Source organism: Ekhidna sp., from assembly GCF_039960695.1.
Lineage (GTDB): Bacteria > Bacteroidota > Bacteroidia > Cytophagales > Cyclobacteriaceae > Ekhidna.
This window is the reverse complement of sequence record NZ_JBDVKP010000011.1, coordinates 138,645-164,108: the sequence shown is the minus strand read 5'-3', so window position 1 is coordinate 164,108 and position 25,464 is coordinate 138,645. Positions and strand designations below refer to the sequence as shown.

Here is a 25,464-nt window from a genome sequence, read left to right as displayed (position 1 = left end):
ATAATAAACTAGATAAGTAATGAAGAAATTAATATTTGCTTTCGTACTAATTACATCCGTGCCCATTTTTGCTCAAAACACATTAGCTAAAGCTGAGCTAGAAGCGGAAAATGTAGATGAAGTTCGAATTGAAGGATCCTTTGTAGATGTTTATGTCAACAGAGGGGAAAAGGTTTATTTTAAAGGCATAATTACAGGAAGTGGAGACAAGGGAGATTATCGTTTTGAAACAGAGATTGTGGGTAAAACCTTGGTAATCCGTGTAGATAGGCAAAGAGATAAGAGCTGGAGAAATTATCGAATAAACGAATCTCGAATTGACCTCACAATAGTAGATGGAGTTAAATTAGATATCGATAACTCGTCTGGAGATGTAAACGTTGCCAATCTTAGAGCTTCATCTTCTAAGATTGAAGCTTCGAGCGGAGACATCAGGCTGAGAAGCATCGTTGCAAATCTAGATGTAGAAACCTCAAGTGGTGATATCGATATTGACGGACTTACAGGAGACTCTGAAATTGAGTCGACAAGCGGAGATCAGGATATATTTAATACCAAAGGAAACATTGAAACACGAGCCAGCTCTGGTGATATTACCATTTCCGGATTCAGTGGAAAAATTGAAGTTCAAGCTACATCAGGAGATGTTGAAATTAGGAAGGGAGTAGGAGCCATAAAAGCCCGCACGTCTTCCGGTAACATTGATGGTTATGGAATTGAAGTAAATGATAATTGCTACTTTGATGCCACCTCTGGTGATATTGAAATTGATTTTGTTAATGATTTAGATGACCTCAGTTTTGATCTTACTGCCACGTCGGGAGATTTAGAAGTAGGTAATCGCTCAGGAGAAAAGAGGCTAGTTATTGATAGAGGAGGTATCAAAATAACAGGGACCACATCAAGCGGAGGACAGGAATACGAATAAGATAAGATTCTTATTAAGAAGTAAGGGTAACCATTGGTTACCCTTTTTTTGTTTTATCCATACAAATAGACATTTTTGTCGGTGATCAACTAAAACCTAACCCAAACCAACAGAATGGAAAAACCTTATATTGATTCTAATACCAGCTTGCCAGAAATTACGGTAAAAGCGGTAGTTCTTGGAGCCTTACTTTCGGTGGTGCTTTCAGCTGCAAATGCCTATTTCGGACTCTTTGCCGGGCTTACAGTCTCTGCTTCGATCCCAGCAGCTGTTATTTCAATGGCGTTATTGAAAGTTTTCAAAAACTCCAATATCCTAGAAAATAACTTGGTACAAACCGCTGCTTCGGCGGGCGAGTCATTAGCTGCAGGTGTTATTTTCACCATACCTGCACTTGTCATCATGGGATATTGGGAAGAGTTTAATTACTTTGAAACAATGGCAATTGCTCTATGTGGTGGTGTACTTGGAATTTTATTCACCATACCCCTTCGGAGAGCATTAATAGTGGAAGAAAACTTGAAGTTTCCAGAAGGCGTTGCAACAGCCGAGGTATTAAAAACTGGAGAAGAGGGAGGTAAGTCAGTAAAGTATCTAGTGTGGGGTTCTGTCATAGGAGCTATTTTTAAATTGGCCGATTCTACACTCAATTTATGGAGTGGATTATTTGAAAAAGCAACTCTAATTGGTCAAAAATTCTACGGGTATTTTAGTTTAAATCTATCTCCGGCTCTGGTAGCAGTAGGATACATTGTAGGACTTAATATTGCCTTTTTGGTATTTCTGGGAGGTGTAATAACCTGGTGGATTGGAATGCCCATTTACATTGGATCAAATGGATTTGAAGTAGTTGCGGCCGAGCTTGTAGAGTTAGGAAAATTCACAAGTGTTGGTGATGTAAATGCAGATAATATTGGAGGAGCTCTTTGGAGTGCTAAAATGAGGTATTTGGGTGTTGGAGCGATGGTTGTAGGAGGACTTTGGGCATTGATGAGCTTAGCAAACTCTTTAGGCACAGCTTTTAAAGCAGGAGTACAAGCATTTAAGGCAGGAGGGACTTCCATTAAAGATCAAATCAGGACGGAAATGGATACGCCAATGTCTTGGGTGCTTATTGGTATCGGCGCACTTGTTGTTCCTATTTTCTTGATTTACTTATCGGCGATCAATGATGTGACTGTGACCATTACAATGACCTTAATTATGGTTGTTGCAGGTTTTCTATTTGCAGCTGTTGCTGGATACATGGCTGGACTGGTTGGTAGTTCTAACAATCCAATATCCGGTGTAACGATAGCAACTATACTATTTGCCTCAATTTTATTATTGACTTTGATGGGTACAGGCAATGAGCTGGCAGGTGCTGCAGGTGCAATTCTAATTGGAGCTGTAGTCTGTTGTGCAGCAGCTATTGCTGGTGACAATATGCAGGATCTGAAAGCTGGGCATATCCTAGGCGCAACACCATATAAGCAGCAAATCATGCAAGTTGTTGGAGTTGTTGCAGGAGCATTAGTAATACCGATTATATTAAATATCTTATTGATTGGTAATGGTATTGGCGCACCCACACCAGAACAACCAGATTCATTGGCGGCACCACAAGCCACATTAATGATGAGTGTTGCTCAAGGTATATTCAGTGGGGGATTACCATGGAACATCATATATGTTGGAGCTGGAATTGCCATAGCGATTATTATAATCGATCAATACTTGAAATCTAAGGGGTCCGGATTTAGAATGCCAGTTTTGGCAGTAGCCGTCGGTCTTTATCTCCCATTCGAATTAGACTCATCAATTTTTGTTGGTGGAGTTTTAGCCTATTTCCTTACTAAGGCAACGAAGGGCAATAAGAATATAGAAAGAGGAAATAACGCAGGCTTGTTATTAGCCTCAGGATTAATAACTGGAGAAGCCTTAATGGGAATTCTAGGTGCAGGGCTTACAGTAGGGATAATGAAGTCGGGCGGCGATCCTAATTCTATGAAAATATTGCAAGAAGCTTCGAGTTGGCCAGGCTTGATCATCTTCTGCGCAATCATATATTTTATTTATAAATCAGTCATTAAAGTTTCTAAAGAAGAAGAATAGCTTTGTTCGAAAACGAACGTAAACAGTGTACACCTGAATCCATTTTTGAATATCGATTCAGGTGTATTTTTTTGTGTATCAGTGAGTTAACCAATCTGGCATGGTTTTGATTTACTAATAATATGAAAACCATGAACCCATGCTAAAGAATTATCTCAAAACTGCCCTTAGAAACCTTGTCAGAAATAAGGTTTATAGCATTCTCAATGTGCTAGGTCTTGCATTAGGCATTGGATGCGCATTGGTTATTTATAAGGTAATCGTCTTTGAAAATAGCTTTGATAAGCACCAGAAAAACTATGACAATATTTACAGAGTAGTATCACACTCTATACGTGCTGGAGAGGTAAGTAAGGGAGCGGGCGTACCACATCCTGTAGGACCTACCCTAAGTGAAGATTACCCGGATGTTGGCGAGGTGGTACGAACACATTATGTATGGGGCGATCAAGTCAATGTCAAAGAAGGCAATGAAATAAAGAAATTTCTTTTAGATGATGGCATAGCTTATTTAGACAATTCTTTTTTTAAAATATTTACGATAAAATTTCTTGCTGGAGATCCAACTTCAGCATTGACAGAACCCAATACTGCTGTTATTTCTGCTTCACAAAGCACAAAACTTTTTGGCTTTAATGTGGGCGAAGAAATAAAGGCAGTTGGTAAAACCATCAATGTCGGGAATCTTCAGGATTATAAAATTGTGGGCGTCATTTCGGATCCTCCAGAATCTACCAATTTTCCATTTTCCATTTTATTGGATTACGATTCCCAGGCAGCAAGCAACCCTTATTACGACGAAGGGAAAAGATGGAATTCAACCAGTTCTAGTACAAATGCCTACATTCTAGTCAACAAAGGTTTTAATCAGGAGGCTTTTAACTCTAAGCTGATTGATTTTGTCGATAAGCACTACGAAGAAGGTGCTTCTGAAAGAAGAAGATACGTCACTCAACGATTATCAGAAATCCACTTTGATGATGAATACGGAAATTATATTTATTCAACTTCACCTGCATTGATCAATGCACTGACCGTTATCGCCATCTTTCTGGTACTTACTGCTTGTATTAATTTCATCAACCTTGCGACAGCACAGGCAGCCAATCGCTCCAAAGAAATTGGTATAAGAAAAGCGATTGGGGGTTATTCAGGCCAGTTAGTATTCCAATTTTTCACAGAAATAACATTAATTACTCTTGTGTCATTGTTTTGCTCATTAGCAATTGCTGAGTTTCTATTTGTGCAGCTTGAGGATGTAATTAGTACCCGATTAAGCTTAGATCTGTTTTCAAGTCTTGAGACAATCAGCTTCTTATTTATCCTTCTTGTCTTGGTAAGCTTCTTGTCGGGATTTTATCCATCCATTTTATTAAGTGGAATGAACACAGTGAAGGCCTTAAAGAGTAAAATTACAGCTAAAGATCATTCTGGAGGCCTCAATCTAAGAAAGACGCTGGTTATTGCTCAGTTTACTATTTCACAATTTTTGATTATTGGAACAGTAATTATTGCTGCTCAAATGAGGTACTTCATGGAGAAGGACTTGGGTTTTGATAAAGAAGCAATAGTTAAAAGTTATCTTCCAGAGAGAGATGATGTGAAGAATGCTCGATTTAAATCAATGATGCTTGAAGATCCAGCAATCGAAAACGTTACATTTTCGCTGAGCTCTCCAACGGGTAATTCCAATTCCCATTCAAATTTTAACTACCCACCGCTGGATATTGAAGAAGACTTTAATGCGAGCTATAAACCTGCAGATGAAGAATATATGAAACTGTATGGGTTGGAGATATTAGCAGGAAGAGACATTAGAAAAAATGATAGTTCAAATCATGTTGTAATTAACCAGCAGATTGCAGACTTAATGGGTTTTAAAGACAACTATGCTGGTGCAATTGGTGAACGCTTAACTTCTGGATGGACCAGGTCAGATCTTACCGTTATAGGAGTAATGAAGGACTTTCATTCAAGGGATCTGAGTGAAGGGTTTCAGTATGTCTTGCTACTTAGAGATCCACGTATATACTATGAAGTTGCATTCAAAACAAAAGATGGCGCTAACGTTAATTCAGCGATCACACATTTTGAGAATACCTGGGAGAAAGTATATCCAGAGTTTGTATTGGATTGGGAATTCTATGATGAAGAGTTGGCAAACAACTACGAACAAGAGCAGAGTGTAGCTACACTAATGAGTACGTTTTCAGCAGTTTCAATCATAATTGGATGCCTTGGCCTTTATGGGTTGATCGCCTTTATTTCTGCCAATAGAACAAAGGAAGTTGGTATTCGAAAAGTATTGGGTGCATCCATATTAAGCATCATTGGGAAGTTTACAAAAGAAGTATTCATACTGGTTATTGTGGCCTTTCTAATTGCTGCACCAGTCGCATATTACATTCTTAATCAATGGTTAAATGACTATGAGTTTCGAATAGATATTGGAGTCGGATTCTTTTTATTGGCGTTTTTAGTAACACTGGTTATCGCTGCGATTACTGTAAGCCATAGAACAATAAGTACCGCATTGATTAATCCAGCAACTACACTTAAAGACGAATGATTCAGGTCTTTGGGCAAGTCCCTGATAGAAATTTCTGAGCCCTAACCCTTTATAAAAAATGGAGCATCAGGCCTGCTAAACTTTACATATATTTGACGGATTCGCATTTTGCAACAAGTCGCTTATGAGTAAAGAACAATTTAGCAATAGATGGGGTATTGTACTGGCCGCTCTAGGTATGGCTATAGGAGCTGGAAACTTATGGAGGTTTCCTCGATTAGCTGGCCAATATGGTGGCTCATTTATTCTCCTATGGATATTATTTCTTTTTATCTGGTCCATCCCACTTTTACTTTCAGAGTTCGCAATCGGTAAGAAATTCAAAAAGGGAGTCATAGGAAGTTTTGCCCTATTTGCGGGTAAGAAATATGCATGGATGGGTTTCTTCATTACTATGTGTACGTTGGGGATTGCTTTCTATTATTCCATCGTGACTGCATGGTCATTTCGATACCTCACATTCTCCCTGGGTAATATCTTCAGTGAAGCTACACTCCTTGAAACAATGCAGTCTGATCCAGATTACCTTACCAATTTCTGGAATGGAATTTCAAATGGAGATTGGGTCACAGTCATCGTTTATATCTGTGTTATTTTTCTTGCTGCTTTTATTTTAATTCGCGGTGTTAAAAATGGCCTTGAGAAAGCAAATAAGCTACTTATCCCCAGTCTTTTTGTATTGCTTTTAGTCATTGTAGCTGTCTCACTTAATATGGAGGGTGGTGTAAGAGGGTTGGAGTACATGTTTGCAATAGACTGGACTTTATTTAGCGATTCTACTATTTGGATAGAAGCCTTATCACAATCTGCCTGGAGTACAGGAGCTGGTTGGGGCTTAATGATGACTCTCTCTGCTTTTTCTAGAGACAATGAAGATGTGACACTCAATACATTCATTGGTGCGTTTGGAAACAATACGGCGTCCTTATTGTCAGGCATGGCCATTCTTCCAGCAGTCTTCGCTCTTGCAGCATCTGATGCAGAAGCGATATCTTATTTGCAATCTGGAAATCAAGCGCTGACATTCACAATAATTCCTATGCTTTTTGCAAATGTCCCAGGCGGGGATTACCTCTCAGTACTTTTCTTTTTAGCACTGTTTGTTGCGGCATTTAGTTCGCTGCTACCAATGATTGAGTTATTTATGCAGAATGTAGCTGATCTCAACATTTCTAAAAGGAAAACATTGGTATTTGTCATAGTCTGTTTCATTGCATTTGGATTCCCATCAGCTTGGTCACTTGATTATTTTTCTAATCAGGATTGGGTCTGGGGAGTGGGTTTGATTGTTACTGGTCTATTCATCCTAATAGGAGTTGCAATGAATAATCCAATAAAGTTTAAAGAGTCTACAATTGATGTCGGATCTGATATGATCCTTCCTTCTGGATTTTTCAAATTTGCCATCTTTGCTAATATCGTAATTGGATTCTTCTTGATCTATTGGTGGCTTTCTCAAGATTACAGCTCCACATGGTTCAATGAAGCAGGACAATGGGACCTATTTGGAGTTTATAGCAATGCATCAACCATTACCCAGTGGGGAATAGTAATTATTGCAGGTCTGATATTGAATGGATATTTATTTAAGAAATTTGTAAAACAATGAGCACAGGAGCTGTCATAAGTATGATTGTCATTCTCACAATAGTGGTGGGAGGCTTCATTTATTTTTTAACTAAAGCAATTAAAAAAGAACGAAATATCAATGGATAAAATCGACCCACTAAATCAGGTAGCAGAATTTCATAAAACCTTCAAACACCCTATTCTAAGTACTCCACAGATACCTTCAGAGGATAGATGCAAACTCAGAGTATCGCTGATTGCTGAAGAATTGAAAGAACTCCAGGAAGCTATTGATGATAAAGATATCGTTGAAATAGCCGATGCTCTTTGTGATATTCAATATGTTTTATCAGGTGCAATTCTTGAATTTGGGATGGGAGAAAAATTTAAGGAACTCTTTGAAGAAGTGCAACGCTCCAACATGAGCAAAGCGTGTGACACAGAGAATGAAGCTCAGCAGACAGTGGCACATTATAAAACTAAAAAAGATACGGAGGCTTACTACGAACAACGAGATGGTAAGTGGTTAGTGTATCGCAAAGGGGATAATAAAACACTCAAGTCAATAAATTATTCCCCAGCCGATTTAAAGTCTATCATTGAGCGATAAGGATAAAAATAGTGTGTGTTGTTTTAGAACCATAATGCGATATACACTTTTTGTAATTTTTATAGGGTTCGCAATATCCCTTACAGCTCAAACTACCAAAGTTTTATTTGTAGGCAATAGCCTCACATATACTAATAACCTTCCCTCATTAGTAGAGGAGGAGGCAAAGAGTAGGGGAGTGAAAGTAAAAACATTGACCATTGCCTTCCCTAATTATGCCATAATTGATCATTGGAATGATGGTGAGGTTCAGAAATATATTAAGAGTGAAAAATACGATTTTGTTGTAATACAGCAAGGACCTTCTTCACAAAGTGAAGGTAGGAGGATGCTAATCGAAGATGGAAGTCTATTTCAAAAGCTTTGTGATCAGAGCGGATCTAAGCTGGTCTATTTTATGGTATGGCCTTCACAAACCTATTATCATACTTTTGAAGGTGTAATTAAAAACCACCGTGATGCGGCTAAACAAAATGGAGCAATCTTATGCCCTGTTGGTGAAGCATGGAAGGTTTATTTCGAAAGTACAGATGACTATTCTTTATACGGAACTGATGGTTTTCATCCGTCTCCCAAAGGAAGTAGACTCGCGGCGGAAGTTATTGTAGATACCCTTTTTAAAAATGAATAACCTAAAAAAGTATGCAGACCTTCCGATAAGGCTGGCCGTTGGTTTCCATTTGATTTATGGGACCCAGGACAATGTTTTCTCTTGGGGACGAATGCTGGAGTTTAGAGATTTTCTAGAGGTATACGGTGCACCTTTTCCTTTGATGTCTGCAATCGTCTCGGTTTATGCACAATTTACCTGCGGCATTCTATTTATTCTTGGTTGGAAGGTTCGTTATGCTGGAGCTGTTATGATCTTTAATTTCATCGTTGCTATTTTGCTCGTTCACTTAAATGATCCTTACCCTAACATCTATCCTGCAATATCAATGCTTGCCGGAGCAATCTTTATGATGCTAAATGGATCTGGTTCGATAAGCCTGGATGCTAAGTTTGGAATAAAAAAAAGCGACAGTTAAGTCGCTTTTATATATGAATTGAAGGATTAAATCCTTAATCTACTTTAGTCATATAGACAGATCTATTTTTTTCGTGTTCATCACTGACAAGAATGCCGTCAATTAATTTCCATTCGTCATCGTCTGTACTTATGCTGAAATCATCATCGTCGTCTTCAATATCTTCAATGACTAGATAACCTCTTTTATTGATATACCAGGTGCCTTTTTCTGTTTCTGTCTCATCGTATGCATTAACGGTGATCCTTACTTCGTTAGCACGTCGAAATTCAAAATAAATTTCAATGTCTTCCATGATACCGCCGACAAATCCCGATATAGCTTTAATAAAGACTTCTTCAAGCATGGTGTCAGCTTCTTCAGCTTCTTCATCCATTTCCTCTTCAATGTCTATGACAAGTTTCCAAGTACCAATAATATCTTTTTCCTGCACTTTTTGAGCCTGAACTACCATAGCTAGACATAGTGCTGTAGTGAATAGTGCGAGTGTCCTTTTCATTTTATTTTGATTGTATTTTGTTATGCAAGGTACTAGATATACTAGAATTCCGGACGAAAGGTTTCATTTGGTTCAAACTATCGTTTCACTACGCACTATTTTATACCTTTGCGAGTACATTTTTTAGAGAGAATTATGTTTGATAGTTTAAGTGTAAAGCTGGATAGGGCGTTTAAGACGCTAAAAGGACAAGGACAGATCACAGAGATCAATATCGCTGCGACAGTGAAGGAGATCAGAAGGGCATTGGTTGATGCTGATGTGAACTATAAAGTAGCCAAGGATGTAACTGATAAAATTAAAGAAGAGGCACTTGGTCGTGATGTTCTTATATCGGTTTCGCCGGGGCAATTACTTACGAAAATTGTTTCCGAAGAGCTGACCAAGCTTATGGGCGATACCAACGTGCCCGTTAGTCTAGAGGGTAATCCTAATATTATTTTAATCTCTGGTCTTCAGGGTTCTGGTAAGACAACTTTTACAGGAAAGCTTGCGCACTTAATGAAGAAGCAGGGTCGTACAGTGTTACTTGCGGCATGCGATATTTATCGTCCAGCAGCGATAGATCAGCTAAAAGTGCTTGGCGAACAAGTAGGAGTAGAAGTATATGCTGAACCGGAGAATAAAGATGCTGTTCAGATAGCTAAGAATGCAATAAAGCACGCCAAGGCTAATGGGAAAAAGACGCTTATCATAGATACAGCTGGCCGATTGGCCGTAGATGAGCAGATGATGAATGAAATTTCTGACTTAAAAAAGGCAGTAAATCCCGCAGAAACTCTATTTGTTGTTGACTCAATGACCGGTCAGGATGCGGTCAATACAGCAGCGACCTTCAATGAACGATTGGACTTTGATGGTGTTGTTCTTACCAAATTAGATGGTGATACAAGAGGAGGTGCAGCGCTTTCTATTCGAAAAGAAGTAGAGAAGCCAATCAAATACATTTCTACAGGAGAGAAAATGGACGCCATTGATCTATTTCATCCGGACAGGATGGCCAGTAGAATTCTTGGTATGGGTGATGTGATCAGCTTGGTGGAGCGTGCACAAGAGAACTATGACGAGGAGGAAGCACGACGGATCAACAAGAAAATTCGTAAAAATCAATTTGGATTCGATGACTTCCTTGCTCAGATGGAGCAGATGAAGAAAATGGGTAGTATGAAAGATCTTTTAGGCATGATTCCAGGAATGGGGAAAGCCATAAAGGATATTGACATAGACGATGATTCACTAAAACCAATAGAAGCGATTATTAAGTCAATGACCCCTTCTGAACGCACACAGCCAGAAATACTTAATGGTGCCAGAAAACAACGTATAGCTAAAGGAAGTGGAACATCTATTCAGGAAGTAAACCAGCTATTGAAACAATTTGAGCAGATGCGTAAGATGATGAAGATGATGAATAAATCTGGCGGTAAGCGAGCGTTGGCAAGCATGCTCGGAGGAATGAAATAAACTATTTCAGCAAGATTTTCATCAACCCTTCAGCGGCAACGGAAGATTTTTTCTTATTGAACTCAAGCGAGGTGTTATCTCCAATCTCATAAGTGATTCCAGGAATATTAAACTGAGAAACAAACCACCCTTTTGACACTGGCGCCCTCAAACCAGAGGGTGCATCCTTAACCTTATAGCCCGCGATATTTGCTTCAAGGTATTGAAACCATTTGTCAGTAAATGTAGGATTTTTGGTTTTTAGCGATCTGTCTGTTGTATAGTAAACATCATGCCATGTGCTATGAAAATCAAGCCCCAGCACCACATCAAGTTTGGCTGTATTAATGGTATTGACAATATGATCAGCAACAGCTTTTACTTCTGGCTGTCTATAGTATGCCCAATCTCTATTCAAATCTACTCCTGCCGCATTGTGCCTCCAGTGCCCCAGGTCAACACCGTCTGGATTCATAAGCGGATACACTAATAGACAGTATTCATTAAGAAATGTACTACTTAGATCATTTGTTAATAATTCATTAAGGAAAAACTGAAGTGCTAGAAACCCCGTAACCTCTGGGGGATGCTGTCTACTAAATATGATGATTGCTTTCTTGCCTTGACCTATTTTAAGAAAGGGCAGTGATCTTCCTTCTTTACTGATTCCAGCCGAAGTTGAGCGTACAGCTACATGTTTCGACAAACTATCACACCATAATTGGACATGCTCAGATGAGATGACCGGCTGTGCTGCGATCCATATAGTATCGGATATTAATTTCAGCCGAACAGATACCGATAATGTATCATCAGCGACCTGGGTATCGACGGAATCCATGCGTGCCCATTTTTTCATATCCAAGCTTACGTTTGGCCAATACCTGTGTTTGTGGTCCTTTGGATATCTGATGTCAATGGTTAGGTTTTGAATGGTCAGACTGTCTCTAGCAACGATTCGAAATGCATACCACGGACTTGAGTTTATTGGTTCATTTTCTGGTTTTGTTGTTATGGAAATGACTGAATCATTCTGCAATACCAAATCATTAAGTCGAGCACCCTTAAATTGATTATCTATAGTCAGATGCTTACCAATTTGATAGCTGACTTTTGGCTGTGGAGATATCAGCTTAGAGTTAGTGTCAACCGGATTGGGAAAATCGTGTTGCTTTAGCTTAATTCCGCAACTTGAAATCATTACGACAATCAAGAAAGCAATTGTACTTCTTATCATACTTGGAATAAATGCCTTTAGTTAAAGGTAGCTTTTTACACTGAAATGCATTTTTAAATCTGACCAAAAACACATGTAGTTCTGATATATATCCTATTGTAGTCTGCTTTTGATACCTATTTTGAGGTTTCTAACCAATAGATAAATGCCATGAAAAAAATATTAGTTCCTACCGATTTTTCCAGCCTGTCAGAGCATGCATTGGATTTTGCTATTCAACTAGCCAAGCCTCTCAAAGCAAGTATAGAGGTAATACATTTAGAAGAGGTTCCTCTGGGTGACTTGTCACTACATCTTTCCGGTGAAGCCGGAGGTAGTACGGTCTCCCACGACTCACTTTATGCTGCACAATTGCTCAGAGCAAACAAGCAAAAACTGAATACATTGAAAGAAGAATACAGTACGGATGAAGTCGCGGTGAAAGCGTTTCAAATCGGAGGCGGATTCCTGAAAGGAATGCAACATTATACGTCAGAAAATGATGTTGATTTAGTTGTTATTGGCACAACAGGAGAGGAGAGTATTCAAGAATTCTTTAGTGGTAATCATACAGAACAATTAATCGAACACTTAAATGTTCCGGTTGTTTCAATTCAAGATCAACAATTTCACCCAATAGAAGATATAGTTCTTGGTCTTGATATTGAAGATGAAAAATATACACGAAAAGCTTTTGAAAAAGTAAAAGTGATATGTGATGCTTTAGGATCAACACTGCACGTCATTGATGTTACCAAATCAAAGGATGATGAAAAGATGATGGGTATGCTTGATAAGATTGCAAAAATTGCCGGTCTTACAAATTACCTTGTAGATGTGATTGAAGATAAAGACTCTAATACTGCACTGCTTGATTATGCAGAAGGTACGGGTGCAGGACTCATTATTATTCTTTCAGAAGCCAAAGGAGGTTTGAATAGATTTATTCAACACTCTTTTGCTACGCGATTGACTAAGAAGTCAACGATACCCATTCTCACTGTTAATAAAGCGCATCTATAGATGCGCAATGAACAAAGGCTCACCTAATGATCCTTTGTTCATTTTAGACACACTCAGATCAGAGTCAAATGTTTTTGACGAATTTCGAAAAGACCTCTTTATGCCGCTGTATATCCATATTAGGTGAAACTGCCACACGAGCGATATAATCTTTGTCGTCCTCTTTAGTTGTCCCTTGAGTAGAAGTGGCGGGTATCGTCCAGTAGCATCCTTTTAATTGACCATAGCTCACACAGTATTTGCTCTCACTCGGAATTTCTGAAATCATCAAGTTTATTAGCTGATCATTCAATGCTCTTTTGTAAGATTCTCGTTCTTTATCCGTACTTCCTTTGGTGGGAAGATCCAATGAAAATACAGAAGGCGTAAATCCTTCCTGAGCCAATTCCTCTGATACAAAATTGATTTTAGCTGCTGGTAACTTCTCTTTGATATAATTTACAAATTGGCGAGTGTTCTTATAAGCATCGTGAATGCGCTGATTCATCGAAGGTAGTTGCTCCGCCAGTATTTCAACTTGAAGGTCGGTTGCTTCGTTGTCACAAAGCTGAAGATGCTGGTCAATTTTTTTCATTAATACCTCAGCTTTTTGATTAGCCACACAGTAACCTGCTGTGCACTTTCCTCCACTTGGAAATTTAGAACCGCTGACGTAGGAAATGGATCGGATCGATGAAAGTATTCCTCCTACCGATAAGAATTGAATATTAGGACAAAATGTTTGATCTAAAATAAATACCGGATCAATTGCCATTTCATCATTTTTCGTCCTACGCTTCATGTCCAAAACTTCTTTCAGTTCTTTTAGATTCGGCACTTCTACCCTTGGGTTTGTTGGAATTTCTGCGATAATGAACGGGACAGCATCTTCATTGGCCACTTTATCCAAGACGGTATTGATACTTCGAACCATATCATTGTCCCCGTCGACAAGAAGGTCTACCACTTCAACATTATCTATACATGCGGCTACTCTTCTTGCCTGATCGTTGGTTCCCCCATAACAGTTTGGCGGGACAACAATTTTAACCTCCTTTCCGGGATGCTTTTCCAACGCATCATCTATTAGCCCCATCATGATTGCGTATTGAACAGATAATCCGCTCGAACCAAGAAGGGGTTTTGTTTTTGTGCCAGTTATTTCTTGAATTGTATCGATAACAATCTTCTTACTATCACCCTGACTTTTCTCGTTGTGATTGGAGCCCGTTCCTAAGAGGAGCTGGATTGCCTTAAGGCAATCAGCAGGAGTCATTGCAATGGTCTCTCGTCTGCGAACATGCTGAATTTCAGAGATATACTTTTTATTCTCCTTTCCCTTGACCATTACGATACTTCCAAGGGAATCATGCAGATTTATCATGAAGTCAGCACTAGATGGAAAGCTGATTGGCTCTTTTAAATCCTGCTGTGAGATGAAAATGACACTGTCGGCAACCTCAGGAATTTCATCGGCATTTTTCACCTCTTTTAAATCAAATGTGTATCCGTATACCTTTCGAACCAGGTCAGTATCAAAATTGAGGGGAAGTTGACCTGAGTATGTGATTAGCGTATTCTTTTTATCGAATAAATTCATGCGAAGAATGGCTAGAATAGGAGCCATCTTTGATGAAAAACTAATTACATTATCAGGGTGGAGGTCGTTCAGTTTGGCAATTGCCCATTCGAGTGTGGATGATAAAGGATGACCTAATCGAATATAGTCATATGATGTTGGTAATTCAGTAAGCGCGGATGTTTCAGCATTATTGTCTTGGTAAAGAGCTTCAAATTCATTCAAGAATTCAGTTTTAGCCAGCTCCTCATTATAAATGTCTAGTCGATGGGTAGTTAGTTTTAACCAGTCCATCGGCATATTTTCTAAGACATCTGCAAGATAATTTAGCGTATTGTTTGCTTTCATAATCTAGTTGAATAGGATAGGTCTTGAAATAGGTGCATTTTAAAACTCAACCAATTTTATTAGGTGTGAGGAATGAAAAAGGCTTTCAATACGAAAGCCTTTAACAATGAATATAGTTCCCTTTACGACTGATAGGTCACAGCCTTAATGGCCTCCACAGTTCGAGATACATTTGGTAAAATCTCCTCGATAAGCGTCGGTGCGTAAGGAAGTGAAACGTCTTTGTTTGTGATCCTATGTATAGGAGCATCTAGCCAATCAAATGCATTACGCTGTACATGATGACTTATTTCAGAAGAGATTGATGCCAAAGGCCATGCTTCTTCAAGGATAACAAGTCTATTGGTTTTCTTTACAGATTCAACAATAGTGTGATAGTCTATGGGTCTTACAGATCTCAGGTCTATCACTTCTGCTTCAGTTCCTTCCTTAGCTAATTCATCGGCCGCTTGATTTGCTACCTTCATCATTTTGCCAAAGGATAATAGCGTCACATCAGAGCCCTCTCTCACCACGTTAGCCTGACCAATTTCAAGTAGATATTCTTCCTCTGGCACTTCACCTTTATCTCCATACATCAACTCAGACTCCATGAAAATAACTGGATTATCATCCCTTATGGCTGTCTTTAAAAGCCCTTTTGCGTCATAAGGATTGGATGGAACCACCACTTTCAAGCCAGCAGTGTTGGCATACCAATTTTCAAAATTTTGAGAGTGTTGTTGACTGAGTTGGCCAGCATTTCCTGTAGGACCTCTAAATACAATAGGAATATTATATTGGCCGCCAGACATGGAAAGCATCTTTGCAGCACTGTTGATTACTTGATCAATTGCTACCAGCGAAAAGTTAAACGTCATGAATTCAATAATGGGACGGAGGCCGTTCATTGCTGCACCAACGCCAACGCCAGCAAATCCTAACTCTGTAATTGGTGTATCAATTATACGTTTAGCTCCAAACTCATCCAGCATGCCCTGGCTTACTTTATAAGCTCCATTGTATTCGGCTACTTCTTCTCCCATAAGAAAGACATTTTCGTCTCTTCTCATTTCTTCACTCATTGCTTCACCAAGGGCTTCTCTGAATTGAATTTCTCTCATTGTTCGCTAAGTATTTTTCGGTGTGCTAAATTAATGATGAATGCGTGATTATTGAGCTTTTATGACCGCTTTTTAAAATGGTTCTTCTGGGACAGAAAATAAAAAAAAGCCCTGCCGAAAAGGCAGGGCTTCAATTTTATTCTGAATCGTAAATTATTTCACTGCCTCATTTACAGCGTCGGCAAAGTTGGTGAACTCAAGATCGTTCAATGCCATGTCCTTGTAAGAAGGCTCAGCATCTACCGCTTTCTTAAGATTAGAACCAACACCTGAAGCATTGTTTTGTCTTGCAGCTGAAACAGCGAGTAGGTAGTAAGCATCAGCTCTTTCTACTTGCTTGAATTCTGCGTCGGCCATAGAGTAGTCACCGCTTAGCAGGTGAGCAAGTCCTCTGTCAACCATTACGTTTTCATTGTTAGTTGCTGAAGCGAAAGAAGCTTTGGCTTTGTCATACTCAGACATCCTAACTTCAACAGCACCTTTCATGGCACTTACTTTACCGTTAATGTCATTAGAAGATGAGCTTACACCATTAAGTGTTTCGTAAGCAGCATCATATTCTCCTTGAAGAACTTGTAATGCAGCCATGTTAGACTGTACTTCAGCAGAACTAGACATTTTGTTCATAGCGATTTCCAACTGAGTAGCAGCACCATCTAGCTTAGATGCATCACCTCTTTTAGCCATCTCGATATGAGTAGCAGCAAGGTTGTTGTGTGCTTGCCACATGCCGGACTTATCAGCAGCAGCTTTGTAGATACCCGCTTTTTCTTCAAGAGAAGGTGTAAGAGTAGCGCTAAACATCAATTCTTCTGTAGTCAACGTATCTGCATCTGCCTCACCGCCTACGATAGCTTTAGCAAGAACAGCAATTTGTGCATTTGATTTCTTAGGCTTAACAGTCAATACTTCTGTTTTAGCTGATCTCAAACCAGGGTACACATCATTGAATACTTTCTTGTAAGTAGAAAGCTTTTTCATTTCTTTTTCTTTCTCAACGAAAGATCCAGAACCATTGATGATGTTTGTATACTTAGACTTTTCATCAGCGCTAATACCTTCATAAGAAGCTAAAGCAGCTTTGAAAGCGCTCCAGTCCTGAACAATTGGCTTAAGTATGAAGTCAATTGAATCAGCAGCTCCTTTGTAATCATATCGATCCATTCTATTTCTATAGTATTTCTCAATAGTAGCAGCTCTGTCTTTAGATAGATCACTATTTATAGTTTCAGTACCTTCTGGTGAGTGAGTACCAGTGATAGTAACAGTTCTCGTTACGTTTTTCTCCGCAATGAAGCCACTTAACATATCTCTTTGAGAAGCATTGGTTTTGCCATCATAAGATAAAGACGTTCTCAAATTTGATCTTCCTTGATCGAAATAGAAGTTAACATTTGTTGGGATAAGCTCCTCTTTGTCATTGTATCCGTGAGCAGCGTAAGATGTTAAAGCAACATCCTTAACCCAAGCAGAAGTCATAATAAGACCTTGTGCTACTGCTAAACGATCGGTTTCAGCTGTTTTACCATTTTTGAGGTCAGTTGCAACTCCCTGGACATATAGTGTTCCTGGATTCATTCCCTCTTGGTATGGGAATGTAAAGTTTGCAGCTTTTCTTGAAGTAGTAGTTGAGCTGTTTGGAAAATCAGAAGCTTGGAATTCTACCGATCCAACAGCAACTTCCTGATCACCATATACATAAATTGTATTCAATGTGAAGCTTGTGTTAGAAGGAAGAATTTTTGGAGGAAGAACTGCGCTCATTTCGAAAGGAACGTTTCCACCATGTACTTCAAGCGGGTTAGGGTTTACTTGAAGGTCATTCTCCTGAGCCAATTTTATCATCTTATCAAGCTTACAACCAGAAAGCAAAATTGCTCCTGCTGCAAAAGCCATGGCTAGGTTAAATTTTTTCATTTGATTCAGTTTTTTTAATTGTACAAACAATAAATAGTATAATTCTTAGTTTATAGTGCACGCAAAATTAATCGAATTTATGATTTTCGTATACTATTAAACCAACTATCTAAAAGATGTATTGTTTATCTTTGCCTTGATACAATTGGATATGCAAGATTATTTTGAAAAATATGCGTTTGGAGTTTGTACTCGTTTAGGGGAAAAGCTCCGTATACCTACGTCAAGTATTCGACTATTCTTCATCTACACTTCATTTTTGACGTTTGGGTCACCGGTGATCATTTATTTAGGACTCGCTTTTGTGATGAATTTTCGAAAGCTTCTCAGAAGAAGAAATAATACACTTTGGTATTATTAATTATAAATCACTGAATTTTTTATTCCCTTTCACGTAATACTCGTAGATCATAAGCTTCGATTTTGGAGGTGATGAAGTTAAATCTCTCTTTTTCAAAGTTTTAGCCATGTTTACAAAGACCGCAAAGTGTGCCTTAAATACCGCAAGGCCATGATAGAGATTCCCCTCGAAAAGAAATTTCACTGCAGCAACCCAATCTAAAAGGATTCTGACCGGAAACTTCACTACTAACTTGCTGATAGGAAGGTTCTTAAGTAAGAGGTACTGTCCATTGCGAAAATTGAGATAAGTCTTAAAAGGACTTGATTTGGCGAGGGTACCACCACCAACATGATATACCGAAGATTCTGGGATACACTTTATTTGATATCCTAAACTGTGTATTCTCCAGCATAAGTCAATTTCTTCCATGTGTGCAAAAAAGCCCTCATCGAAACCGCCTGCTTTAAAGAATACTTCTGAACGAATCATCATACACGCTCCAGAAGACCAGAAAATATCAATTTTTTTGTTGTATTGTCCAGAATCAGATTCTATTTGGTTGAAAATTCTTCCCCGACAAAAAGGGTAGCCTAAAAAATCAACAAAGCCACCACATGCGCCAGCATATTCAAACAATGTTTTGTGGCTGTAATCTTTAATCTTGGGCTGACACGCAGCGTAATTTGGATGGCTGTCCAGGAAATTTTCCATTGGTAAAAGCCATTTATTAGTCACCTCTACATCTGAATTGAGCAACAAGAAGTACTCTGCATCCACATGCTTCAAAGCTTCGTTGTAACCTCCTGCATAGCCATGATTCCTATTAAGGATAATGAGTTTTATCTCCGGGAATTTTGTTTTAAGTATTTCAACAGAATCATCTGTGGAGGCATTATCTGCTACTATAATATCAGCATTTGCAGTATGTGAAAGCACAGATGGCAGGAACTTCTCCAGGTAAGCTCGGCCATTGTAATTAAGTATAACTACTGCAGTTTTTGCCATTTACATCATTCCTGACAGATCCATTCCTGGAATATTTGGCATCAATCCATCCGTGGATTTTTTTATATGCTCTTTCGCTTTCATGTCCGCTTCGTTCACGGCCTTGTTTACAGCGGCGATAATCAAATCTCGCATCATGTCTTTATCAGTGACATTTACAAGGCTTTCATCTATTTCAAGTCCGATTAATTCTTTATTGCCGTTAGCTCGTGCTTTCACCAATCCGCCACCAGATTCTCCATCAGCTGTGATGTCTTTGAGTTGATCCTGGGCTTCTTTCATTTTGGATTGCATTTCCTTCACTTTGCCCATCATTTTCATCATATCGAACATATCCTTCTATTTTTTGATCAGTGCAAAAGTACCTTTTTGCATTCGTTTATCACCGTCTGCTGTTTCAAAGATTATTTCGTAGAGATAAGTTCCTTCAGCTGCAATTGATCCATTAATGGTTCCATCCCAACCTGTGGTGGGTTGGTCAGATGTATAGATCAATTGTCCCCAACGTGTATATATGTTGGTAGTGGCTACCTCTGTTGGTAATCCAAATAATACAAGTGTGTCATTAAGGCCGTCACCATTGGGAGTGAAAGCTGTTGGTACATAAATGACCAGTTCATATCGTACAGTTACTGCATTTGAATTTAATACTGTACCATTTGCGTATGTTGAACTTGCAGTAATAAACTGTCGTGGACTACCATCTTTAGCGTCTAATTGAATTGAAAACTCAGAAGATGTGATTGGATTTTCAGTTTGTGAGAAATCGTTACCAGATTGATATGCATTTTCTGGAATGTCCAACAAAGAATTAACCGGTGAGATAAAAACTACTTGATATTGATTCGTACCTTCTTCGAAGGCTTCTACCAAAGGAGGATTTGTTTCAGCTGCGTATAGAAGCTGTCCACAACTATCAACGTAATCTATTTTATAGAAATATTTTCTCCCTTTTGAACCTATTGGATCGGTAAATGATTCGAATTGCTCTGATCTTAATTGAAAATCTTCACCATCTAATTTTCTGTAAATATTAAAGGTGCCACTTGTGACAGAGTCCAGATTAATGTAAATGCCTGATGAGCCATATGTCGAGTATAGAGATTCAAAAGGTGATAGGGAAAGGTCTGATGATTCAGCACAAAAATCAGTACTAAATGCAGATGTACCATTGCACGGATCGTAGGCTTCTATGTTTAGACAGTAATCTTCTCTGGCAAATGAAATGTCAGATAATATGATTGATGTTTGCTTTATAAATCCATCAAATATTTTTGTGGAAACTCCCTGAATGAGGTTGATTCGATAGTTTATGAGTGTATCGACGGCATCTAATTCTAGGTATAAGCTAAAGAGGTCTTTACATGCTTCTTTAATTGAGGCTTCTACTATAGTTGGTGTTTGGAGGGTGGAAATTGGAACGATTTCTTCGAAGTATGTGGAACATACTTCATCTGCATTATCAAAAAATCCTTTCAAGGAGACCACCTCACTCTGCCCAGTCAAATAAGTAAACTCCGCAGTTTCCCCAGTAAGAAGGGTAGCGGAGTCAGTCATGCTGAAATAAACACGTATGCTATCGTAATAGGTGTCCTGTGATGTAACGGCCACTTGTAGTCCATTACATTTTTGAATTTGTACCTGGGGTTTGAAAGGCTCCAAAGCTTCGACAAAGAGTGTATCGGTTTTGTCGTCGATTCCATCGACGCCTACAACTTGTACAATCTGATAAACCCCTGCATCCTGATAGGTAAATGTCTGATTATTTGTAATGCCCGCACCTTCAAAATAATAATATTGTCGAGTGACAACTCCAAAGGTGTCTTGCTCAGTAATATTTACAGTCATCGGATTACATCCACGATCGAAAGCCACTGAAAAGCGACCTTTACTGCTAAACACCTGTGCCTCTGCAAGAAAAGGCAGTAGAATAATAATGAGGATATGTTTCCAGCGGTACATCTATCAGTATACGAACAAGTATCGTAAAGTTAACCTTTAAAATGCTGGATTATTTTATCCAGATTCATTGGTTTTTGTTCTCCTGACTGCATGTTTTTGAGCATATACTGACCTGAATCCATTTCATTGTCGCCAATTACCAAGGTATATGGTGTCTTAATCTTATCGGCGTAGTTGAATTGCTTCTTCATCTTATCTGAATCAGGATATAGATCAGCTTTTATTCCATCAGCTCTCAACTTCATCACTACTTCTTGACCATGTTTTAAATTTTCTTCGCTAAAATGAACAATTAGCACATCGAGTGGTTTGGTGATATCCTCTGGAAACAGCTTTAGCTCTTCCAGCACATCATAGATTCGATCAAGGCCAAAGGAGATGCCGATCCCTGAAATCCCATTAAGGCCGAAAAAGCCAGTAAGGTTATCATATCGCCCGCCGCCACAAATACTTCCCATGCTTACGCTTGTTGGCTTTACTTCGTAAATAACACCTGTGTAGTATGAAAGTCCTCTTGCGAGTGAGAGGTCTAGCTCCACCTTGATTATTTTTTCTTTGAACCGATCCAAAGTTTCGAAATAAGAAATGATTTCCTTTACCCCCTGGTTTTCAGAATCTATAGACTTTACTTTTTGTATGAGCTCTTGTCTATTGGTGATTGATATTAATTCCATTACTTCGCTCACCTTGTCATTGTCTCCGCCTAATGAAATAACATTTTCTATTACTTTCTCTTTACCAATTTTATCAAGCTTATCTATCTCCGCGCAGAAAGCAATCGTTTTTTCGCTTAAGCCTACATGTGCAGCAAGCATAAACAGGATATCTCTATGATTGACTTTGATGATATAATCATCTAGGTTAAGATCATTGAATACATCGTTGATTAGGAGGGTAAGCTCTGCTTCATTCCATATCGCCTTACTGCCAACAATGTCAGCATCACATTGATAGAATTCTCGGTAGCGTCCTTTTTGTGGACGATCCGCTCTCCAAACTGGCTGTATTTGAAACCTCTTAAAAGGGAAAGAGATTTCGTTTTGATTCATAACTACAAAACGAGCAAAGGGGACAGTCAAGTCATAGCGTAACCCTTTGTCTGCAATTTTTGGGGTCAGCTGCTTGCTTCCTGCTGAATAGTCTTCTGCAGTAGCTTTATTCAAATAATCACCTGAATTCAGGATTTTGAAAAGAAGTTGATCGCCTTCATCGCCGTATTTTCCTGTAAGTGTGGAGAGATTTTCCATAGCTGGAGTCTGTAGCTGACTGAAGCCATATTTGATAAAGTTCTGCTTTATTTGATCAATAATGAAGCTCCTTTTAGCAGAAATTTCAGGACCAAAGTCCCTTGTACCACGTGGAAGTGATGGCTTACTTTTCGACATTGAGAATTCGTTTTGGACAAAACTACATAATAACCTAAATTTGCGGCTCATTTCACGTAAGAAGACCAAGAAAATGGCCGTAACAAGATTAGAAAGAAAAGGAAGAAAAAATAAGAATGTCGCAAAGAATAGAGTGAACACAATGAAGCGTCTAAACGCTGTTCCTTCTATTGTAAATGTAGACATTGAAGAGATAAAGGCTGAATTTGCTAAGAAATCCAAGTCTAAGAAGGAAGAGCCAAAAGCTGAGAAAGCTGCTCCTAAGGAGGCTGCTCCGAAAGCTGAGAAGGTAGAAGTAGCAGAAGCCCCTAAGAAAGAAAGTAAGAAGGCTTCTCCTAAGAAGGAAACAAAAAAAGCAGCTCCGAAAGTAAAAGCTGAAAAGACAGAAGTGGCTCCAAAGGCAGAGAAGAAAGAAACAAAGAAGGCTGCTCCTAAGAAGAAAGCTGCTCCAAAGAAAACTGAGGATAAGTAATTATCCTTATTTATCAAGCCAAACAGAACCTTCCGATATTCGGAAGGTTTTTTTGTGGCATAAAAAAAGCACTGACGAGTCAGTGCTTAGTGATTAGGTAGATTAAGTGTATTACATCTTCGTAATTCTTTTTCTAATGCCTTTTACCTCTAAGGTGATGTCTCTCATTGCTGATTTTGTTAAAACAAAATCAGGATCATTCTCCATTTTTTCTTCGATTTCCTTTAAATCTCCTTTATAAAGTCGATCGAGTATTGATAGCTCTGTAATCATTTCAGCAATGGTATCATCGAAAGGAAGGTCGTTCAAAACTTCTATGATATCCAAAAGCGCTTGTTCTTCACCAAGTACAATCTTGACAAGCGGCTCAAGCAGCAGTTGATTTTCTTCTGTATCCGGGTAGCTTTCAATGGTAAGAACCGCTTGATAAAGACCCTCAACGAAACTTCCCGTTAGTGCAAGTCCTGCCATTGTTAAATGGTGATCTTCCTCCATTTTCACGCTGGTTTCAAGAAAAAGTCTGCCAAGGATGCGAGAGATCTCTTGTTCATTTTGTGATGTAATGTGTCCTCGAAATTCCTCGAGATCACTTTCATTATAAATTGCCGAATCACCCAGGAATTCAGCCATGCCATGCGAAGCTCTTAGATAATCAATACAATCATCTTCGTGACCGTATGCTGCCAGATAGCTGATGTCTGAAGCATAAACACCCATATTTAAAGCCATCTTATCTCTGTTGCTCTTGTATGACTCGATATTGTCAATTGAATTGATATGGGCCTTATCGAAATCAGCACCGATAGACTTCAAGGTGAACGGTACTAGAGATGGATCGGGAAGGTCTTCCATTAGCTTTTCTAAGTCATGAATGGTTTTTTCTTCTGCGATCTCTTCTTTAGACTTTTCGTTCCCGCTTGATGAGGATCCGCTGCAACTTGCAATGAATGCTGCCAAGGATAAAAAGGTTAGGACTTTGCTTAGTGACTTCATAGGCTATTTTTTCTCGGTTCTTAATTCAAGTTTAATCTTTTTTGAGCTAAAAGAGGCGTTTACAAGCGATTAAAATCTAATAGTTAAGTAATCTAAAAGTGTACTTTCTCTCTTAGATGCCAATATCATATAAAACTGCCTTGGCATCATAATTTTCTTTATCCAGATAGACTTCAACCTTAGAGAAGAATGAATCTGGTAAAGTCAAAATACTGGTTGCAAAAGCTCCTTTGTTAAAAAACAGATCTACGCTGGCGTGATCAATCAGAATATCAGTCATTAAGTTTTCTGGAGAAATTTCCGATTGAAGATTAAGTTCTATGATTTCATTTGATGGTAACGCTGAACCAGTAATGATCATCTTTTGGCTCGTTACATTCCATAATATCCGCACTTCAGAGGTGTTATCAGATAAGACAATCTCTAATTCTTCAAAACTTTCTTCAATAGTAAAGTTGTACCAAGATGGACCATCAGTCAATAATTTGCTCAACTTAGCTCTTCTCTTCCCAATAATCTGGCTTTGAAAAGTTATGCTTGGGTTGAGATTTAGTCTACCGTCAGACAAAGAGATTGATAGTGGAGTTGAAAAAGTAGGCAACTGTGGATTAGTGGTTCTATTTTTTGAAATAAATGCAGTATTTTCTTCCGTAATTAATAATGCACCAAAGTCTGTATTGCATCCATCTAAGTAGACAGGGTCACCTACAGTTTGAAAAGTTGATCCATCAAAAGATATCATCTGATAGTTAAGTTTTTCTTTTTGAGATAATAGAATCCATTGTCCTTCAAGATTCAAAAGTGAAGATTTGCTCGCTAAATCGTTTAGTGAAACCGATGAGTACTTTTTCCATTCTATCAAGTTCTGTGATGAATAAAAGGAAACTTCATTTTCTTTCGTGATTGTAAGAATCCATTCTTCTAGATCTGAGCTCCAGCTTACTGAAGGATTACCCTTTGTGGTAAGAATGGGGTTGTCTTCAAATTCAATCCAATCAACTCCGTCTTGGCTATAGCTTAATGAAAGTTGATCGCCATCACTTACTATTATATTCCATGGTGAATTAAAGCCTGTGAAGTTTTTGTCATCCCAAATGACTGCTCCATTTCCATGTGCAGCGATAGGAAAAGAAATATCAGCTTTCCAGTTTAGTAAATCATTGCTTGATAGGTGTCCCCACTCGTCTGTACCGGTGGTGTAAAACAAATGATATATGGAATCAACTTTGATTAGGCTAATGGGTGTGTTTCCTTCACCATGACTGATAAAAGCATGAAAACCTGATGGTCTATACGTACCATCAGGTATTCGTTGACGTTGTTCTTTTTCGGAAGTGCTGCAGCTAAAAATGATTAGTGCTGAGCAAATAATAACTAGTTGTCTGATCATGCAGGAAAG

General features: G+C 38.7%; 22 protein-coding genes. 11 read left to right on the top strand and 11 right to left on the bottom strand.

The genetic code is table 11. From position 1 onward, the window contains the following. The first annotated feature begins 19 nt into the window (after positions 1-19). The 8 genes from ABJG98_RS07200 to ABJG98_RS07165 all read left to right on the top strand — a co-directional run bounded on the left by ABJG98_RS07200 (position 20) and on the right by ABJG98_RS07165 (position 8,798). Complete coding sequence (locus ABJG98_RS07200; protein WP_348278817.1) at positions 20-928, top strand: DUF4097 family beta strand repeat-containing protein; 909 nt, start codon at positions 20-22, stop codon at positions 926-928. 114 nt (positions 929-1,042) lie between these two features. Continuing rightward, entirely contained in the window at positions 1,043-3,022 is a 1,980-nt protein-coding gene (locus ABJG98_RS07195) for an oligopeptide transporter, OPT family (protein ID WP_348278816.1), read from the top strand. A 139-nt stretch (positions 3,023-3,161) separates the two neighbouring features. Further along, a complete protein-coding gene (locus tag ABJG98_RS07190) occupies positions 3,162-5,591 on the top strand; it encodes an ABC transporter permease (protein ID WP_348278815.1) in 2,430 nt (809 codons plus the stop codon). A 124-nt stretch (positions 5,592-5,715) separates the two neighbouring features. Further along, entirely contained in the window at positions 5,716-7,200 is a 1,485-nt protein-coding gene (locus ABJG98_RS07185; RefSeq protein ID WP_348278814.1) for a sodium-dependent transporter, read from the top strand. Then, entirely contained in the window at positions 7,197-7,307 is a 111-nt protein-coding gene (locus ABJG98_RS07180; RefSeq protein WP_348278813.1) for a MetS family NSS transporter small subunit, read from the top strand. The genes ABJG98_RS07185 and ABJG98_RS07180 overlap by 4 nt, the downstream gene beginning before the upstream one ends. After that, positions 7,300-7,770, top strand: coding sequence for a nucleoside triphosphate pyrophosphohydrolase family protein (locus ABJG98_RS07175; protein WP_348278812.1), 471 nt, complete (start codon positions 7,300-7,302; stop codon positions 7,768-7,770). Before ABJG98_RS07180 ends, ABJG98_RS07175 begins: the two co-directional genes overlap by 8 nt. Positions 7,771-7,804: 34 nt before the next feature. Then, positions 7,805-8,401, top strand: coding sequence for an SGNH/GDSL hydrolase family protein (locus ABJG98_RS07170; protein WP_348278811.1), 597 nt, complete (start codon positions 7,805-7,807; stop codon positions 8,399-8,401). Further along, entirely contained in the window at positions 8,394-8,798 is a 405-nt protein-coding gene (locus ABJG98_RS07165) for a DoxX family protein (protein WP_348278810.1), read from the top strand. The genes ABJG98_RS07170 and ABJG98_RS07165 overlap by 8 nt, the downstream gene beginning before the upstream one ends. A gap of 34 nt (positions 8,799-8,832) precedes the next feature. Here the strand turns inward: ABJG98_RS07165 and ABJG98_RS07160 are convergent, their stop codons facing one another. Then, a complete protein-coding gene (locus ABJG98_RS07160) occupies positions 8,833-9,297 on the bottom strand; it encodes a hypothetical protein (RefSeq protein ID WP_348278809.1) in 465 nt (154 codons plus the stop codon). Positions 9,298-9,432: 135 nt separating this feature from the next. On the opposite strand from ABJG98_RS07160, the gene ffh reads away from it, so the two are divergent. After that, complete coding sequence (gene ffh, locus ABJG98_RS07155) at positions 9,433-10,761, top strand: signal recognition particle protein (RefSeq protein ID WP_348278808.1); 1,329 nt, start codon at positions 9,433-9,435, stop codon at positions 10,759-10,761. 1 nt (position 10,762) lies between these two features. On the opposite strand, the gene ABJG98_RS07150 is transcribed toward ffh, so the two are convergent. Beyond that, positions 10,763-11,977: a M14 family zinc carboxypeptidase gene (locus tag ABJG98_RS07150; protein WP_348278807.1), complete on the bottom strand. Its 1,215-nt coding sequence runs from the start codon at positions 11,975-11,977 to the stop codon at positions 10,763-10,765. A gap of 150 nt (positions 11,978-12,127) precedes the next feature. Between ABJG98_RS07150 and ABJG98_RS07145 the strand changes: the two genes are divergently transcribed. Further along, positions 12,128-12,979 (top strand): universal stress protein, encoded by an 852-nt coding sequence (locus tag ABJG98_RS07145; protein ID WP_348278806.1) that lies wholly within the window; start codon positions 12,128-12,130, stop codon positions 12,977-12,979. A 64-nt stretch (positions 12,980-13,043) separates the two neighbouring features. On the opposite strand, the gene ABJG98_RS07140 is transcribed toward ABJG98_RS07145, so the two are convergent. The 7 genes from ABJG98_RS07140 to hisS form a co-directional block, all read right to left on the bottom strand. Continuing rightward, a complete protein-coding gene (locus ABJG98_RS07140; RefSeq protein WP_348278805.1) occupies positions 13,044-14,885 on the bottom strand; it encodes a cystathionine beta-synthase in 1,842 nt (613 codons plus the stop codon). 122 nt (positions 14,886-15,007) lie between these two features. Next, positions 15,008-15,988: a pyruvate dehydrogenase complex E1 component subunit beta gene (locus ABJG98_RS07135; RefSeq protein WP_348278804.1), complete on the bottom strand. Its 981-nt coding sequence runs from the start codon at positions 15,986-15,988 to the stop codon at positions 15,008-15,010. 153 nt (positions 15,989-16,141) lie between these two features. Next, positions 16,142-17,905, bottom strand: a complete 1,764-nt coding sequence (locus ABJG98_RS07130; protein WP_348278803.1) for a hypothetical protein — start codon at positions 17,903-17,905, stop codon at positions 16,142-16,144. A gap of 361 nt (positions 17,906-18,266) precedes the next feature. Continuing rightward, positions 18,267-19,253 (bottom strand): glycosyltransferase family 2 protein, encoded by a 987-nt coding sequence (locus ABJG98_RS07125; RefSeq protein ID WP_348278802.1) that lies wholly within the window; start codon positions 19,251-19,253, stop codon positions 18,267-18,269. Then, on the bottom strand, positions 19,254-19,586 hold the full coding sequence (locus ABJG98_RS07120; protein ID WP_348278801.1) for a YbaB/EbfC family nucleoid-associated protein: 333 nt from the start codon (positions 19,584-19,586) through the stop codon (positions 19,254-19,256). A gap of 6 nt (positions 19,587-19,592) precedes the next feature. Then, on the bottom strand, positions 19,593-21,215 hold the full coding sequence (locus ABJG98_RS07115) for a gliding motility-associated C-terminal domain-containing protein (protein WP_348278800.1): 1,623 nt from the start codon (positions 21,213-21,215) through the stop codon (positions 19,593-19,595). 29 nt (positions 21,216-21,244) lie between these two features. Further along, positions 21,245-22,600 (bottom strand): histidine--tRNA ligase, encoded by a 1,356-nt coding sequence (hisS, locus tag ABJG98_RS07110; RefSeq protein ID WP_348278799.1) that lies wholly within the window; start codon positions 22,598-22,600, stop codon positions 21,245-21,247. 73 nt (positions 22,601-22,673) lie between these two features. Between hisS and ABJG98_RS07105 the strand changes: the two genes are divergently transcribed. Beyond that, positions 22,674-23,072, top strand: a complete 399-nt coding sequence (locus tag ABJG98_RS07105; protein WP_348278798.1) for a hypothetical protein — start codon at positions 22,674-22,676, stop codon at positions 23,070-23,072. Positions 23,073-23,183: 111 nt separating this feature from the next. On the opposite strand, the gene ABJG98_RS07100 is transcribed toward ABJG98_RS07105, so the two are convergent. Next, entirely contained in the window at positions 23,184-24,065 is an 882-nt protein-coding gene (locus ABJG98_RS07100) for a hypothetical protein (protein WP_348278797.1), read from the bottom strand. Between the two features lie 112 nt (positions 24,066-24,177). After that, entirely contained in the window at positions 24,178-25,455 is a 1,278-nt protein-coding gene (locus ABJG98_RS07095) for a GH32 C-terminal domain-containing protein (protein WP_348278796.1), read from the bottom strand. Positions 25,456-25,464 lie beyond the last annotated feature (9 nt).